We start from the raw sequence: 14,455 nt of genomic DNA on the forward strand, positions 1-14,455 counted from the left end.
GGTGTCCAGCCGGTCCCCGCGACATCCATACACCGCAGCGCCGGAAATGCGACTGGACCAGACGAATTCTTGCCTTGAAACCTAAGCGTTGGGTTTCTAGGGTTCGGCGCACGCATACAAGGAATCCCGAATGCCCCGTTCAGTGATCGACGCGATCGGCAACACGCCCCTGATCCGCCTCAACAAGGCTTCCGAAGAAACTGGCTGCGAGATCCTGGGCAAGGCCGAGTTCATGAATCCGGGGCAGTCGGTTAAGGATCGCGCCGGCCTGTTCATCATCCGTGATGCCGAACAACGCGGCCTGTTGCAGCCGGGCGGTGTCATCGTCGAGGGGACCGCCGGCAATACCGGCATCGGGCTGACGCTCGTCGCCAAGGCGCTGGGCTATCGCACCGTCATCGTCATTCCGGATACCCAGAGCCAGGAAAAGAAGGACACGATCAGGTTGCTCGGCGCCGAGCTGATCGAAGTGCCGGCCGTGCCTTACAGGAATCCCAACAACTACGTGAAACTGTCGGGACGGCTGGCGGAGCAGATGGCCAGGAGCGAACCGAACGGCGCGATCTGGGCCAACCAGTTCGACAATGTCGCCAACCGCGATGGCCATATCCGCACGACGGCCGAGGAAATCTGGGCCCAGACCGGGGGCAAGGTCGACGGTTTTGTCTCGGCGGTCGGGTCAGGCGGAACGCTGGCCGGTGTCGGGCTCGGATTGAAAGCAAAGAGCAAGAACGTCAAGATCGCGCTCGCCGACCCTCTCGGCGCAGCGCTCTACAGTTTCTACACCAGCGGCGAGCTGAAGTCCGAAGGCAGTTCGATCACCGAAGGTATTGGGCAGGGGCGCATCACCGCAAATCTCGAAGGCTTCACGCCTGACTTCTCCTACCAGATCAGGGATGAGGACGCGCTGCCGATCGTCTTCGACCTGATCCAGGAGGAAGGCCTGTGCGTCGGCGGGTCGACCGGCATCAACATTGCCGGCGCGATGCGCCTGGCTGCGGAATTGGGTCCGGGCCACACCATCGTGACGATCCTTTGCGACTACGGGACGCGCTACCAGTCGAAGCTGTTCAACCCCGAATTCCTGCGCGAAAAGCAACTGCCTGTACCAGGCTGGATGGAATTGCAGAGCAAGATTTCGGTGCCCTTCGAGAAGGTCGCGTGATGGCGCACAGGACCGAAGCGCTGTTTCGCGACGACGCCTATCTCACGACGGCTGATGCCACGGTCGTCGCCATCAATGAGCGCGGCGGCATCATCCTCGACCGGACGATCTTCTACGCCACCTCGGGCGGCCAGCCGGGCGATAGCGGCACGTTGGAGCGTGCCGACGGTAGCGGCATCGACATCGCCGCAACCATATCAGGCGAGAACAAGGATGAGATCATCCACGTGCCGGTGCTCGCGCAGGCGCCACTGGCCGTTGGCGAGCGGGTGAAGCTGGCAATCTCGTGGGAGCGTCGGCATCTGCTGATGCGCATGCACTCGGCTTGCCATCTGCTCACCGTCATCTGTCCGTTCCCGATCACCGGGGCGGCGGTTTCCGAGGACGACAGCCGTGTCGATTTTGACATTCCAGACGCCAGCTTCACCAAGGAAGAGGTAACCGCCGGCATGATGGATCTGGTGCGGGCTGATCATCCCATCTTCACCAGGCTTATCAGCGACGAGGAATTGGCCGCGAACCCTGGTTTGGTGAAGTCCAAGAACGTCCGGCCGCCTGTTGGCACCGGCAAGATCCGTCTGGTCTGCATCGGTGACAACGCCTCGGTGGACAGCCAGCCCTGCGGCGGCACCCATGTGAGGAGCACCGGCGAAATCGGCGAGATCCACATCGGCAAGATCGAAAAGAAGGGCCGGGAGAACAGGCGCTTCCGCATCCGCTTCGGTCCTATGCCGGCGAACTGAACAGCGTCAAAAGGCGGCAGGAGAAAAGAATGGCCGAGGATAGTCCTTTTACCGTCGATGCGGACTGGCTGCAGGGGCGCTTGGGCCAGCCGGGCCTGACGATCGTAGACGCCTCCTGGTATCTGCCTGCACAAAAGCGCGACGCGCGCGCCGAGTATGATGCGGCTCATATTCCTGGCGCCCGTTTCCTGGACCAGGACGCGGTTTCGGATCCTGACGCTGCCTTGCCCCACACGCTCGCATCGCCGCAGCATTTCGCCCAATATGTCGGCTCAATGGGCGTGTCGGCTGATGACACCATTGTCGTCTATGATGGCCCGGGCTTTTTCTCCGCACCGCGGGCATGGTGGATGTTCCGGATCATGGGTGTCTTCCAGACCTATATTCTGGACGGCGGCTTCGACGGCTGGAAGGCGACCGGCCGGCCGGTAACGGCCGAGCCGACGAAGATCGCGCCAAGCGTCTTTCATGCCGATTTCGACGCCGGTCGCGTCGTCGGTCTGGCCGATATGCGCCGGCTTGTCGATACAAAGGCAGGCCAGATCGCCGATGCCCGCGGGCCGGGCCGCTTCACCGGCAGCGAACCCGAGCCTCGTGCGGGGATCCGCTCCGGTCACATGCCGGGCGCGCGCAATGTACCGTACTCCGCGCTCTCGGAAAACGGCAGGCTGCTGCCGAGGGACCGTTTGCGCAAAGTGATCGAGGACGCCGGTATCGACCTGTCCGGACCCGTGGTCACATCCTGCGGCTCCGGCGTCACCGCCGCGGTGGTCACGCTGGCGCTGGAGACGCTTGGCCATACCGATAACAGGCTTTATGACGGCTCATGGACCGAGTGGGGCGGATTGTCCGATACACCAGTCGTGACCGGCCCAGCAACGACCGGCCCAGCAACGACCGGCAAGGAATGAATTGATGGAAAACGGCGTGCTGCAGGACATTGAGGTCACTGTGACTTTTCTCGAAATGCATGCCCCACCGCCCGTCTCGCCACCGGTACCCTACAACCGCCAGGTAGCGCTGCTGAAGACCAGGGACATTCCCTTGCATTTTTATCGCTACCTCATGGACCGGGTGGGACGCAAATGGCAGTGGGTGAATGTTCTGAGGCTGAATGACGATGAGTTGTCGGCCGGAATCCACCGCGAGGATCGCGATATCAGGGTGCTCTATCTCGACGGTGCGCCAGCCGGCTTCTTCGATCTCAAGCCGCATCTGCCCGAGGAAGTCGAACTCGCCTATTTCGGCATGATGGAACATGCCACCGGTCAAGGCATCGGTCGCTGGTTCCTTGGTTCGGCGATTGCCGCCGCATGGTCATATGGGCCGAAAAGGGTGACGGTGCAGACCTGCACGCTCGACCACCCGGCCGCGCTACCGCTCTACCAGAAGCTCGGTTTCCAGCCGGTCGCGCAGAAGAAGGAAGTCGTGCATCCCCTACCTTTCGCCGAGCGCTCGGCCAGCGTCATGCGGCCGTAACTCAGCCGGAATCTGCCGCTGCTTCGGCAATTCATCAAAGGATTGTCGAACTGATTAGCCGATTTCGGTGGCCTTCCTTGAGCTCGAAAGGGTCGATCTGACGACGCTTGGCGGGAATCGGGTGGGAAGCACGGCGGCGAGCGCATAGTTTCCGGTCACCAGTACCGGAGATCTTGCGATGACCATCCAATTCACAGCTCTGCCGACCGAAAATGTCAGGGCCCTGCAGCGCGGCGGCCCCGATGCCTATGGCCGGACGCCCGAGCGGAAAGTCTCTGACGGCGACGGGATGCCCTGCCGTCATTGCCTCAGGAATATCGCCGCCGGCGATGTCTATCTCATCCTCGCCTACCGGCCATTTCCAGACCCTCAGCCCTATGCAGAAACCGGGCCGATCTTCCTGCATGCCCAGGAATGCGAGCGTGCCGCCGGGACAGGGGAGCCGCCGGAGATCCTCGACAGCCCAGACTATATCGTGCGCGGCTATGGCGGCGATGATCGCATCGTCTACGGCAGCGGTGGCGTCATCCCGACCGCAGCAATTGCCGCACGAGCCGAGACTTTGTTGGAGCGTGAGGACATTGCCTATGTGCATGTCCGCTCGGCCCGCAACAATTGCTATCAGTGCCGCGTCGAGCGCGCATGAGATCTAGGATTGGCGGCAGAAAGTCTCTGTCGTACTGCTGTCGCATATACGCGCTAGAAAGCCAGTGTCGATCGATTGGCCGACCGCGGATGAACCGGCGGCAATCTCGATATCGAGGAAGCGGGGCTTTGGCTCCGCTTTTTTGTTGCCTGTGCCGATTGCTCTAGAACAAACCCGCCGGTTCGAGCCGGCGGGGAAGACTGAAGGAAGCCTTAAGCCGCCAGCACTGCTTTCGGCTCGACCAGTTCGTAGCCGAGCGCTTCGGCGACCGCGCGGTTGGTAATCTTACCCTTGTGGACATTGAGGCCGTTGCGCAGGTGATGGTCATCGACCAGAGCCTTCAGGCCCTTGTCCGCGAGTTGCAGACCATAGTGCAGCGTCGCGTTGTTGAGCGCGTGGGCCGAGGTCACCGGCACGGCACCTGGCATGTTGGCAACGCAGTAGTGGATCACGCCGTCGACCTCGTAGGTGGGCTCGGCATGGGTGGTCGCGTGCGAGGTCTCGAAGCAGCCGCCCTGGTCGATCGCGACATCGACCAGTACCGAGCCTTTCTTCATGCCGGACAGCATTTCGCGGCTGACGAGCTTCGGTGCGGCGGCGCCCGGGATGAGCACGGCGCCGACGACGATGTCGGCGGAGAAGCATTCTTCCTCGAGCGCCTCGACGGTCGAGTAGCGGGTGTGGATCCGGCCGGCGAAGAGGTCGTCAAGCTGGCGCAGGCGCGGGATCGAGCGGTCGATGATGGTGACATCCGCGCCAAGGCCGGCGGCCATGCGGGCCGCGTGCAGACCAACGACGCCGCCGCCAAGCACGGTGACCTTGCCGGGCAGCACGCCGGGCACGCCGCCGAGCAGCACGCCGCGGCCGCCATTGGCCTTCTGCAGCGCCGTGGCGCCGGCTTGGATCGACAAGCGGCCGGCGACTTCCGACATCGGCGCCAGCAGCGGCAGGCCGCCACGATCATCGGTCACGGTTTCGTAGGCGATCGCGGTGACGCCCGAGGCGAGCAGGCCCTTGGTCTGCTCCGGATCCGGAGCCAAATGGAGATAGGTGTACAGGATCTGGCCTTCGCGCAGCTGCGCCCATTCATTGGGCTGCGGTTCCTTGACCTTGACGATCATGTCCGACTTGGCGAACACGTCGGCGGCCGTCTTGGCGATGACGGCGCCAGCGGCGCGATAGGCGTTGTCATCGGCACCGATGCCGGCGCCCGCGCCGGTCTCGACCAGCACTTCGTGGCCATGGGCGACATATTCGCGGACCGAGCCTGGCGTTAGGCCGACACGGTATTCATGGTTCTTGATTTCCTTGGGGCAGCCGATGCGCATTTTCTTCTCCTGATCCGGGCCCTTTTGGGCTCACTCCCTGTAGTGCTGGAGTGAACCATGAATCGGCGTGCAGGTGTTTGCGAATGCGCTTGCGTGAACAGGCTGGTTTCGATAGTCGTTGCAAAAATCTTACGCTTTTTCGCAGGAATCACGAAAAATGCCGCTCGACAGGATTGATATCGCCATTCTGGAGACTTTGCAGAAGGACGGGCGGATGCCGAACGCGGCGCTTGCCGAGAAGGTCGGCCTATCGCAGTCGGCCTGCTCTCGCCGGCTCGACAATTTGGAGAAGTCCGGAACCATCCGCGGCTATCACGCCCGGCTGTCCAACGCGGCCCTTGGCCACCAGATGACGGCGATCGTCCACATATCGCTCTCCGGCCAGTTCGAGAAGACGCTGTCGGATTTCGAGGCAGCGATCAAACGCTGCCCCAACGTGCTGTCTTGCCACCTGATGTCGGGCGAGTACGACTATATCCTGCGGATCGCGGCCAAGGATCTCGTCGACTACGAGCGCATCCACAAGGAATGGCTGTCGGCGATGCCGCATGTGACGAAGATCAATTCGTCCTTCGCCCTGCGCGAAATCGTCGACCGCACGGCAATGGGTCTGAAGCCGGAGATGGCGTAGAGCCCTATACCGTGGCCGCCTCCGTCACGATCCGATCCATCGGGATGTCGTGCGGCTGCGGATAGATGGTGGCGATACGCTGCATTTCGTAGCCGACACCGATGACCAGTGGCTTGAACGGCATGGCGGCCAGCGTACGGTCGAAGAAGCCGCCGCCATAGCCCAGGCGATAGCTTGCCGGATCAATGCCGACAATGGGCGAGATGACGATGTCCGGCAGCACCGGATCACCCTCTGCCGGAATCGGGATGTTCCAGACGCCCTTTTCCAACCGGTCGCCCGGTTTGTAGGCGCGGAAGATCAGCGGTTGCCCTTTCTCGACCACGATCGGCAGTGCGGTGCGGCCGCCACGCTCATTGACGGACGCCATCCAGGGCCGCAGATCCGGCTCGCCGCGAAATGGCCAGTAAAGGCTGACCATGCGGCCCGCGATGTCCCCGACAAGTGCATCCAGCCCGCCGGCGATGCGTTGCGACATTGCCGTTCGGGCATCGGCGGAAACTTCAAGTCGGGCGGAGATCAGCCTTTCGCGCTCGGCTTTGCGCCAACGCCGCACGTCGGTCCAGTCGCTGAGTGGTGCCTGGAACGCAGGGTCGAGCTCGTGCATGAAGCAGGGCGGCGAAGAGTATTGCGCCGGGCCCTGGTTGTCATGATCGTTAGCCATGCCTCACCTCATCTCACGTTCGATGACGCTATACCTCGCGATACGATAGAACATGTGCATTCACGACATGGAACGACGAGTCTCAAGCACTGTCCTGCCATTGTTGCATTGCACAAGATACCTACATCTAGGGCAGGCAATCTTGCCATCAGGGGTGAATCAAATGAGCGATGCCAGACATCATGTCGTCGTCGTTGGCGCCGGGTTCGGCGGTCTCGAATTCACCCGCGCACTGGCCGGCGCACCGGTGCGCATCACCATGATCGACAAGCGCAACCATCATCTGTTCCAGCCGCTGCTCTATCAGGTGGCAACCACGGCGCTTGCAACCTCGGAGGTTGCCTGGCCGATCCGCCATCTCTTGCGCAAGCGCAGGGATGTGACCACGCTGCTCGCCAATGTCACGGGTGTCGACCGGGCCGGCAAACGCGTTCTGCTCGACGACGGCAGCGCCGTCGCCTACGACACGCTGGTGCTCGCCACCGGGGCGCGCCATGCCTATTTCGGCCATGACGAGTGGGAGCCTTTCGCGCCGGGCTTGAAGACTTTGGAGGACGCCACCACCATTCGGCGCCGCATTCTTCTGGCCTTCGAGCAGGCGGAGCGGGAACCCGACGCTGCCAGGCGCGAGGCACTGCTGACCATTGCCATCGTCGGCGGCGGGCCGACCGGGGTCGAACTCGCCGGAACCATTGCCGAACTGGCACAAGACACGCTGCGCGGCGAATTCCGCAACATCGATACGCGCCAGACGCACGTGGTGCTGATCGAGGCCGGCGACCGCATTCTGGCCAATTTCGCGCCAAAGCTCTCCGACTACGCCGGGAAGGAGCTGGAACGGCTTGGCGTTTCGGTCGAGCTCGGCCGGGCCGTTACGCGCTGCGATGCCGACGGCGTGGTTTTTGGCGACACGGTTCTACCGGCCCGCACGATCCTGTGGGCAGCTGGCGTTGCCGCTTCGCCAGCCGCCGAGTGGCTGGGAGCGAAAGCGGATCGGGCGGGCAGAGTGCTGGTCGAGCCTGATCTCAGCGTGCCCGGCAGCCCGGAGATTTTTGTCATCGGCGACGCCGCCCACGTGCTGCGGCCCGACGGGCGGCCGGTGCCCGGCGTGGCCCCTTCCGCCAAGCAGGAGGGACGGCATGTTGCCGCGACCGTCAAGGCCAGGCTTGCCGGCGACACCAGCCCGCGGCCTTTCCACTACAAGCACGCCGGCGATCTGGCGACGATCGGCAAGCGCGTCGCCGCGATCGATTTCGGCTGGATCAAGCTGACCGGCTGGCTCGCATGGTGGCTGTGGGGCATTGCCCATATCTATTTCCTGATCGGCTTTCGCAACCGGCTGGCGGTTTCGCTGAGCTGGCTTTGGATCTACGTCACAGGCCAGCGCAGCGCCCGGTTGATCACCCAGGGCGACGACGACAAGACCTGACTTTCTTCACCGCGCCTTTCATCCGGCCGTCATCTGTTGCTGATGGATTGGCGTGCCGATGCGCGCGACTTCTTGAGTGGACTTGAGCTGATTTCAGCGCGAAGTTCGCTTCGGGGCAGGGCTCGTCAGGTCGTCGAAGAAGGAGAAAACATGTCGCAACTGCTCCATCCCGTCTCTCGCCGTGGTCTCCTGGCGGGGGCCGCCGCCACAGGGGCGCTGATCGTGCTTCACCCCTTCTCCGCCCGGGCGCAGGCCAACCAGGCGCATCTAAGGATCATGGAAACCACCGATATCCATGTGAACGTGCTGCCTTATGACTACTACGCCGACAAAGCCAATGACACGATGGGCCTGTCGCGCACGGCCTCCCTCATCGACGCGGTGCGCAAGGAAGCCGCCAATTCGATGCTGATCGACAATGGCGACCTTTTGCAGGGCAACCCGATGGGCGACTACATCGCCTATGAGAAGGGCCTGAAGGAGGGCGATCTCCATCCGATCATGAAAGGCATGAACCTGCTCGGCTACGAGTGTTCGACGCTAGGCAATCACGAATTCAACTATGGCCTGTCCTTTCTGGACAAGGTGCTGGCCGGCGCCAATTTCCCGTTCGTCTGCGCTAATCTGATCCGGGGTACCGAGCTTGCCGCCAACCCGCGCGACGACAAGCTCTACCTCAAGCCCTACATAATCCTGGACAAGAAGATCAAGGACGGGTCAGGCGCGGAACAGCCGATCAGGGTCGGCATCATCGGTTTCGTGCCGCCGCAGATCATGGTCTGGGACCTCAAGAACCTCGAAGGCAACGTCAAGACGCGCGACATCGTCGAAGCGGCGAGGGCGTGGGTGCCGCGGATGAAGGAGGAGGGCGCCGACATCGTCATCGCGCTCTCGCATTCCGGCATCGACGTCAAGCAGGGTGACAGGATGGAGAATGCCTCGTTCTTTGTCGCAGGCGTCGAAGGCATCGACGCGGTCTTCACCGGACACCAGCATCTGGTCTTCCCCGGCAAGAAAGATTTCCAGGCGCTCGAGGGCGTTGACGCACAGAAGGGGACGCTGCAGGGCAAGCCCGCCGTCATGGGCGGTTTCTGGGGCTCGCATATGGGCCTGATCGACCTGATGCTGGAGCGCGACGGGTCGAAGTGGAAAGTGGTCTCGGCGACATCGGAGGCGCGGCCCATCTTCGAGCGTGTCGACAGCAAGAACAAGCCGACCGTCCCGGACGACAAGCGCATCATCGCCGCTCTCGAGCAAGACCACCAAGCGACCCTCGCCTATGTACGCCGCCCTGTCGGCAAGACGTCCGCGCCGCTCTATTCCTATTTCGCGCTGGTCGCGGACGACCCGTCGGTACAGGTCGTCAGCCAGGCGCAAACCTGGTACCTGAAGGACATATTGAAAAGCACACAGTGGAAGGACGTGCCGTTGCTATCGGCGGCGGCCCCGTTCAAAGCCGGTGGACGCAACGGCGCCGACTACTATACCGACGTGCCGGCGGGCGACATCGCGATCAAGAACGTCGCCGACCTCTACCTCTATCCCAACACGGTGCGCGCCGTGGAAATTACGGGGGCTCAGGTCAAGGAATGGCTGGAAATGTCGGCCGGCATTTTCAACCGAATCGAGGCCGGGAAGGCCGACCAGGTTCTGATCAACACTGATTTTCCATCCTACAATTTCGACGTGATCGACGGCGTCACCTACAGGATAGACCTGTCGCAGCCGCCGAAATACGATTCCAAGGGCGGCATCGCCAATGCCGGTTCCAATCGCATTGTTGAGCTTATGTTCGACGGAAAACCCATTGATCCGGCAGCGAAATTCGTTGTCGCGACCAACAATTACCGGGCCGGCGGCGGTGGCAATTTCCCTGACATCAATGCCTCGAAGATCATCTACGAGGCGCCGGACACCAACCGCGATGTCATCGTTCGATACATCGTCAGCCAGGGCACCATCAACCCGTCGGCCGACGATAACTGGTCGTTCGCGCCGTTGCCGGGAACCAGCGTCGTCTTCGACACCGGCGTCAAGGCAAAGGACTTCATCGCCGATGTGAAGTCGCTTAAGATCGAACCTGCCGGCGAGGGCGAAGCTGGCTTTGCCAGATATCGCATCCTTCTCTGATCAGGCCGTCAAAAACTGGTGCGGTCAGCCTTGGCCGCATGTCAGATCCTTGGAGGGGCCGGCGGCACGAATCGCCCCTTGACTACCGGCATGACAAGATCCAGCGCATCGGTGGAAATGCCGCCCGCACAGGCTACGCCTTGTAGACCACCTGGCGCACATCAATGTAGCTGGCTCGGAAGCCGGCTTCGCAATAGTGCAGGTAGAACTCCCAGAGCTTCTTGAAGCGATCGTCGAAACCGAGCGGTACGATTTTCTCCCACGACCCTCGGAAACGCTGGCGCCATTCGGCAAGCGTACGGGCATAGTCCTCGGGGAAAACGCGTTCGCGCAGATGGGCAAGGCCGTGCGCGGCGCCAAGTGATTTCAAGATGGACGGCGTCGGCAGCATGCCGCCCGGGAAAACGTAGCGCTGGATGAAATCCGGCCTGGCGCGATAGGTGTCGTAGGCGGCTTCGTTGATGGTGATGATCTGCAGTCCAGCCATGCCGTCGGGCTTCAGGCAGTCCTTCATCTTGGAGAAGAACACCGGCCAGTATTTCTCGCCGACCGCCTCGAACATCTCGATCGAGGCGATGCGATCGTAGGTGCCCATTTCGTCGCGGTAATCCTGCAACTTGATGTCGACCTTCTCGGCAAGGCCGGCCTTGGCGATGCGCGCCTTGGCGAAGTCGTGCTGCTCGCGGCTGATGGTCAATCCGGTGACTCGGCAACCGATTTCGCGTGCGGCGAATTCGGCAAAGCCGCCCCAACCGCAGCCTATCTCCAGCACATGATCCTTCGCGCCTACGCCCGTATCCCTGGCCAGCGCCCGGTATTTGGCGGCCTGGGCGCTCTCGAGATCGTTGACGCCATTGGCGTAAAGCGCCGAGGAATAGGTCATGCTCGGGTCGAGCCATTCCTTGTAGAAGGCGTTGCCGAGATCGTAGTGCGCCGAGATATTACGCTTGGATCCCGTGCGTGTGTTCTCGTTGAACCAGTGACGGATGCGCTGGACTGTGTTGATGAGCCAGCTGGCGCCGCCGGCAACCCTCTCACCGAAGGCGGAGTTGACCACGAACAATTCCAGGAAGCTGGTGACGTCAGGGCTTTCCCAATCGCCGTCCATATAGGATTCGGCAACACCAATTGTGCCGCCGGAAAAGGCGCGGCCCGGCAGGCGCCAGTTCTTGAGCACCAGTTCGGCATCGGGCCCCGGCGCCTTGCCGCCGACGAGAACGGCGCGGCCGTCCGGCATCCAGACTTTCAGCGAACCGCGCGGCAGGTTCATCGCCGCCGACAGCACCATGCGCGCTTTGGCCGGCAGGCCCTTGACGCTCTCGGCGAAATTGAACTCGTCGAGCCTGACCACGTCGCCCGGCGCTATGCCATCCTGTTCCCCGTGTGCCATTCCATGCCCCTGGATCTCCGTGGTGCCGGCGCAATTGCCGAGCCGCGGTTCTCTTGGTTCATTCGCCGGGTTCGAACGCCGTTGCCTTGTACCGGGTAGCCTGCGGATCCGGCGACAGGCGCGCTCAAACGAAGCGCGCGACCCTTAGCCCGAGCTTCAGCGCTTTCCGATGAATGCCTGCGCCAATCTTCCACGCCATGAGGCGGAACTTCAAGAGGCATGCCAAGAGCTGGACTGTGCCACGCGGGTGGCTGGCATCCGCCGCCTTGCGTCAGGCTGCTGCCCGAAATCGAAAACGTCTATGGCAGCCGCAGCGCTAGTGCGATAGCTTTGGCCATGCGTTATGTGATTGTCATTGCCGCCATCGCGTTCTTTCTGATCTGGGACGGTCTCTACAATCAGGGCCGGTATCTTGACGTCACGGTCAGAGAACTCTCCCATGTAGTGCGCTACGTCACCGGAAAAGCCTGATATCCTTCTTGAGATAGCAGCCTGGCGCCTCAGTTGGGGTGCTAACCGCGGTGAGACGAGGGCCAGCCCGATCGAGGCGCGTCGCAAGGACGCGTGGCGCCATGACCGGTTGACGCAAAGAGACCGCCGTCACAAAAGAGCTCGACATTTCAGATCGAGGAGGCGGGATTGATCCGGCATATCGTTTTCTTCAGCGCGCGGCGCAAGGAAGATGTGGAAGCAGTTCGCACCGGACTGCTGGCGCTTGGTGACATTCCTCATTCCAGCCTCTTCGAGGTCACGTTGAACACCAAGGTCGACCCGCTCTCGGATGAAGTCGATGTCGTCGTCTACGCGGAATTCGCCGATGACACGGCGCTGGCAGCCTACAAGGCGCACCCGCTCTATGCGCAGACCACCAGCAAGGTCAAACCATTGCGCGAGCTGCGCTATTCCGCTGATGTCGTGGCCCGAAGCTGATTCCGTGCGGGGGATAGCCTCACGTCAAGTCCAATAGCGGCGGAAGCGAATGTCCAAGACTCTTCCAGGTGGTTGTTGCGGGGCCGCCGCCGGCGGCATTGCGATCAAGTCTTGAACCGTTCTTCCGAATGATGCACATCGCGCTTCCATGACCTCGTCAGGCATTCATCCGCTCGATCATCTGGTTCTGCCGACGCAGAGCCTTGATGCGGCGCGTGCCCGGCTTAACGCCCTTGGCTTCGTCGTCGCTCCGACCGGAATCCATCCGTTTGGCACGGAAAACTGCTGCGTTTTCCTCGCCGACGGCTCCTATCTGGAGCCGCTTGCGATTGGCCGTAAACAGGCTGCGACAGAGGCGGCTGCCGAGGGCAATGTCTTCGTTGCGCGGGATCGCCTCTATCGCGAAAGTCGTGGCAACGAGGGATTTTCCGCGGTGGTCCTCGGCACGGACAATGCGGATGGCGACCATGAACGCTATGTCGAAGCGGGTCTGTCGGCGGGAGACAAGCTGAGCTTCTCCCGAGCCTTCACCGATTCGGCGGGCAATAGCCGTACGGCGTCGTTCAAGCTCGCCTTTGCCGCGGCTCCTGGCCAAACGGACGCATTTCTTTTTGCCTGTCAGCGCATCAACGCGCCGAGAGTAGACCGAGGAGCCTTGCAGGCTCACCCCAATGGGGTCGACGGAATTGTCGAGGTGATTGCAATCAGCAGCGCTTCCGCCGAGCAGCATCGGCTGATTTCAGTGGCGGTCAATGATCAGGCCGCCGATGCGCACGACGGCGTTTTTCATCTGCCGAACGCGGGCTTGACCGTGCTGGACGCCGCTGCTTTCACGGCGCGCTTCGGAATAACGGCCGGTACGCCATCAGAATTGCACTTCGCCGCCGTGGTTTTTTCGATCCCCGACATTGGCGCCACCGCACGCCTGCTTGCGGCCAATGCCATCCAGCACGATATGTCGGGCAATGACATCATCGTGCGGCCGGCATCCGGGCAGGGCGCGGCTTTCATCTTTCGGGAGATCCCATGAGCAACCCCCTGGCGCCCAATTCGTCGGTAACCGTCGGCAACGTCGTCTTCGACAATACCGGACCGCTGGCGCTGATCGCCGGCCCTTGCCAGTTCGAATCGCGCCAGCACGCCTTCGATATGGCCGGCACGCTGAAGGAGCTGACCGGCAGGCTCGGCATCGGCCTCGTCTACAAGACGAGTTACGACAAGGCCAATCGCACCTCGCTGTCAGCAACGCGGGGTGCCGGCATGGACGCCGCGCTTCCCGTCTTCGACGAGTTGCGCAAGGAATTCTCGCTTCCCGTGCTGACCGATGTCCACACCGAGGAACAGTGCGCGATCGTGGCGCCGCATGTCGACGTGCTGCAGATTCCGGCCTTCCTGTCGCGCCAGACCGATATGCTCGTCGCCGCCGCGAGGACGGGCAAGGTCATCAATGTGAAGAAGGGGCAGTTCCTCGCACCCTGGGACATGAAGAACGTGGTCGCCAAGATCACCGGCTCCGGCAATGCCAATGTGCTGACCACCGAGCGCGGCGCTTCTTTCGGGTACAACACGCTGGTGTCGGATATGCGCGCTCTGCCCGTCATGGCCGAGATCGGCGCCCCGGTGATCTTCGACGCCACCCATTCGGTGCAGCAGCCGGGCGGGCAGGGCGGATCGTCTGGCGGGGAGCGCCGCTTTGTCGAGACGCTGGCCCGCGCGGCCGTTGCCGTGGGCGTTGCCGGCGTGTTCATCGAGACCCACCAGGACCCGGACAATTCGACTTCCTCCGATGGTCCCAACATGCTGCCGCTGAAGGATATGCCGGCACTGCTGGAAAGGCTCATGGCCTTCGACAGGATAGCAAAGTGTAGCGAATAAGCCCCGGTTGTAGGCTTGTCCGGCAAATGAGCGCTTTGGCAGGAG

Annotated in this window: 15 protein-coding genes; 12 read left to right on the forward strand and 3 right to left on the reverse strand. The window is 62.2% G+C overall.

Annotated elements, in window-relative coordinates; all coding sequences use genetic code 11:
* The first annotated feature begins 130 nt into the window (after nt 1–130).
* The 5 genes from X739_RS139730 to X739_RS139710 all read left to right on the forward strand — a co-directional run bounded on the left by X739_RS139730 (nt 131) and on the right by X739_RS139710 (nt 4,033).
* Nucleotides 131–1,165, forward strand: coding sequence for a cysteine synthase A (locus X739_RS139730; protein ID WP_023773648.1), 1,035 nt, complete (start codon nt 131–133; stop codon nt 1,163–1,165).
* Nucleotides 1,165–1,908: an alanyl-tRNA editing protein gene (locus tag X739_RS139725; RefSeq protein ID WP_023773650.1), complete on the forward strand. Its 744-nt coding sequence runs from the start codon at nt 1,165–1,167 to the stop codon at nt 1,906–1,908. Before X739_RS139730 ends, X739_RS139725 begins: the two co-directional genes overlap by 1 nt.
* A 29-nt stretch (nt 1,909–1,937) precedes the next feature.
* Nucleotides 1,938–2,819, forward strand: a complete 882-nt coding sequence (gene sseA, locus X739_RS139720; protein ID WP_023773651.1) for a 3-mercaptopyruvate sulfurtransferase — start codon at nt 1,938–1,940, stop codon at nt 2,817–2,819.
* A gap of 4 nt (nt 2,820–2,823) precedes the next feature.
* Nucleotides 2,824–3,387, forward strand: a complete 564-nt coding sequence (locus tag X739_RS139715) for a GNAT family N-acetyltransferase (protein WP_023773652.1) — start codon at nt 2,824–2,826, stop codon at nt 3,385–3,387.
* A gap of 178 nt (nt 3,388–3,565) precedes the next feature.
* On the forward strand, nt 3,566–4,033 hold the full coding sequence (locus tag X739_RS139710) for a DUF1203 domain-containing protein (RefSeq protein WP_023773654.1): 468 nt from the start codon (nt 3,566–3,568) through the stop codon (nt 4,031–4,033).
* A gap of 212 nt (nt 4,034–4,245) precedes the next feature.
* Here the strand turns inward: X739_RS139710 and ald are convergent, their stop codons facing one another.
* A complete protein-coding gene (gene ald / locus X739_RS139705) occupies nt 4,246–5,361 on the reverse strand; it encodes an alanine dehydrogenase (protein WP_023773655.1) in 1,116 nt (371 codons plus the stop codon).
* 157 nt (nt 5,362–5,518) lie between these two features.
* Here ald and X739_RS139700 point away from each other — a divergent pair, with 157 nt between their 5' ends.
* Nucleotides 5,519–5,992: an Lrp/AsnC family transcriptional regulator gene (locus X739_RS139700; RefSeq protein ID WP_015317948.1), complete on the forward strand. Its 474-nt coding sequence runs from the start codon at nt 5,519–5,521 to the stop codon at nt 5,990–5,992.
* Nucleotides 5,993–5,996: 4 nt separating this feature from the next.
* Here X739_RS139700 and X739_RS139695 read toward each other — a convergent pair whose 3' ends face one another.
* Nucleotides 5,997–6,656 (reverse strand): 5-formyltetrahydrofolate cyclo-ligase, encoded by a 660-nt coding sequence (locus X739_RS139695; RefSeq protein ID WP_023796037.1) that lies wholly within the window; start codon nt 6,654–6,656, stop codon nt 5,997–5,999.
* 163 nt (nt 6,657–6,819) lie between these two features.
* Between X739_RS139695 and X739_RS139690 the strand changes: the two genes are divergently transcribed.
* Together X739_RS139690 and X739_RS139685 are read left to right on the forward strand one after the other, a co-directional pair.
* Complete coding sequence (locus X739_RS139690; RefSeq protein WP_023796038.1) at nt 6,820–8,085, forward strand: NAD(P)/FAD-dependent oxidoreductase; 1,266 nt, start codon at nt 6,820–6,822, stop codon at nt 8,083–8,085.
* A 150-nt stretch (nt 8,086–8,235) separates the two neighbouring features.
* Nucleotides 8,236–10,215 (forward strand): bifunctional 2',3'-cyclic-nucleotide 2'-phosphodiesterase/3'-nucleotidase, encoded by a 1,980-nt coding sequence (locus X739_RS139685; RefSeq protein WP_023796039.1) that lies wholly within the window; start codon nt 8,236–8,238, stop codon nt 10,213–10,215.
* 133 nt (nt 10,216–10,348) lie between these two features.
* Here X739_RS139685 and X739_RS139680 read toward each other — a convergent pair whose 3' ends face one another.
* Nucleotides 10,349–11,605 carry a cyclopropane-fatty-acyl-phospholipid synthase family protein gene (locus X739_RS139680; RefSeq protein ID WP_023796040.1) on the reverse strand — a complete coding sequence of 419 codons (1,257 nt, stop codon included), beginning with the start codon at nt 11,603–11,605 and terminating at the stop codon, nt 10,349–10,351.
* A gap of 336 nt (nt 11,606–11,941) precedes the next feature.
* Between X739_RS139680 and X739_RS1000000171245 the strand changes: the two genes are divergently transcribed.
* The 4 genes from X739_RS1000000171245 to kdsA all read left to right on the forward strand — a co-directional run bounded on the left by X739_RS1000000171245 (nt 11,942) and on the right by kdsA (nt 14,410).
* On the forward strand, nt 11,942–12,076 hold the full coding sequence (locus X739_RS1000000171245; protein WP_023773660.1) for a hypothetical protein: 135 nt from the start codon (nt 11,942–11,944) through the stop codon (nt 12,074–12,076).
* Nucleotides 12,077–12,244: 168 nt separating this feature from the next.
* Nucleotides 12,245–12,535: a Dabb family protein gene (locus tag X739_RS139675; RefSeq protein WP_023796042.1), complete on the forward strand. Its 291-nt coding sequence runs from the start codon at nt 12,245–12,247 to the stop codon at nt 12,533–12,535.
* A gap of 148 nt (nt 12,536–12,683) precedes the next feature.
* A complete protein-coding gene (locus X739_RS139670; RefSeq protein WP_023796043.1) occupies nt 12,684–13,565 on the forward strand; it encodes a VOC family protein in 882 nt (293 codons plus the stop codon).
* Complete coding sequence (gene kdsA / locus X739_RS139665; protein ID WP_023796044.1) at nt 13,562–14,410, forward strand: 3-deoxy-8-phosphooctulonate synthase; 849 nt, start codon at nt 13,562–13,564, stop codon at nt 14,408–14,410. The genes X739_RS139670 and kdsA overlap by 4 nt, the downstream gene beginning before the upstream one ends.
* Nucleotides 14,411–14,455 lie beyond the last annotated feature (45 nt).

The sequence above is a fragment of the Mesorhizobium sp. LNHC209A00 genome (assembly GCF_000502915.1).
Classification (GTDB): Bacteria; Pseudomonadota; Alphaproteobacteria; order Rhizobiales; family Rhizobiaceae; genus Mesorhizobium.

Bases quoted from the DNA above. Each gene is read 5' to 3' on its own strand.
- X739_RS139725 (WP_023773650.1), top strand. From the start codon at position 1,165: ATGGCGCACAGGACCGAAGCGCTGTTTCGCGACGACGCCTATCTCACG.
- X739_RS139730 (WP_023773648.1), top strand. From the start codon at position 131: ATGCCCCGTTCAGTGATCGACGCGATCGGCAACACGCCCCTGATCCGC.
- X739_RS139690 (WP_023796038.1), top strand. From the start codon at position 6,820: ATGAGCGATGCCAGACATCATGTCGTCGTCGTTGGCGCCGGGTTCGGC.
- X739_RS139685 (WP_023796039.1), top strand. From the start codon at position 8,236: ATGTCGCAACTGCTCCATCCCGTCTCTCGCCGTGGTCTCCTGGCGGGG.
- ald (WP_023773655.1), bottom strand. From the start codon at position 5,361: ATGCGCATCGGCTGCCCCAAGGAAATCAAGAACCATGAATACCGTGTC.
- X739_RS139715 (WP_023773652.1), top strand. From the start codon at position 2,824: ATGGAAAACGGCGTGCTGCAGGACATTGAGGTCACTGTGACTTTTCTC.
- X739_RS1000000171245 (WP_023773660.1), top strand. From the start codon at position 11,942: ATGCGTTATGTGATTGTCATTGCCGCCATCGCGTTCTTTCTGATCTGG.
- X739_RS139695 (WP_023796037.1), bottom strand. From the start codon at position 6,656: ATGGCTAACGATCATGACAACCAGGGCCCGGCGCAATACTCTTCGCCG.
- kdsA (WP_023796044.1), top strand. From the start codon at position 13,562: ATGAGCAACCCCCTGGCGCCCAATTCGTCGGTAACCGTCGGCAACGTC.
- X739_RS139700 (WP_015317948.1), top strand. From the start codon at position 5,519: ATGCCGCTCGACAGGATTGATATCGCCATTCTGGAGACTTTGCAGAAG.
- X739_RS139680 (WP_023796040.1), bottom strand. From the start codon at position 11,605: ATGGCACACGGGGAACAGGATGGCATAGCGCCGGGCGACGTGGTCAGG.
- X739_RS139670 (WP_023796043.1), top strand. From the start codon at position 12,684: ATGACCTCGTCAGGCATTCATCCGCTCGATCATCTGGTTCTGCCGACG.
- X739_RS139710 (WP_023773654.1), top strand. From the start codon at position 3,566: ATGACCATCCAATTCACAGCTCTGCCGACCGAAAATGTCAGGGCCCTG.
- sseA (WP_023773651.1), top strand. From the start codon at position 1,938: ATGGCCGAGGATAGTCCTTTTACCGTCGATGCGGACTGGCTGCAGGGG.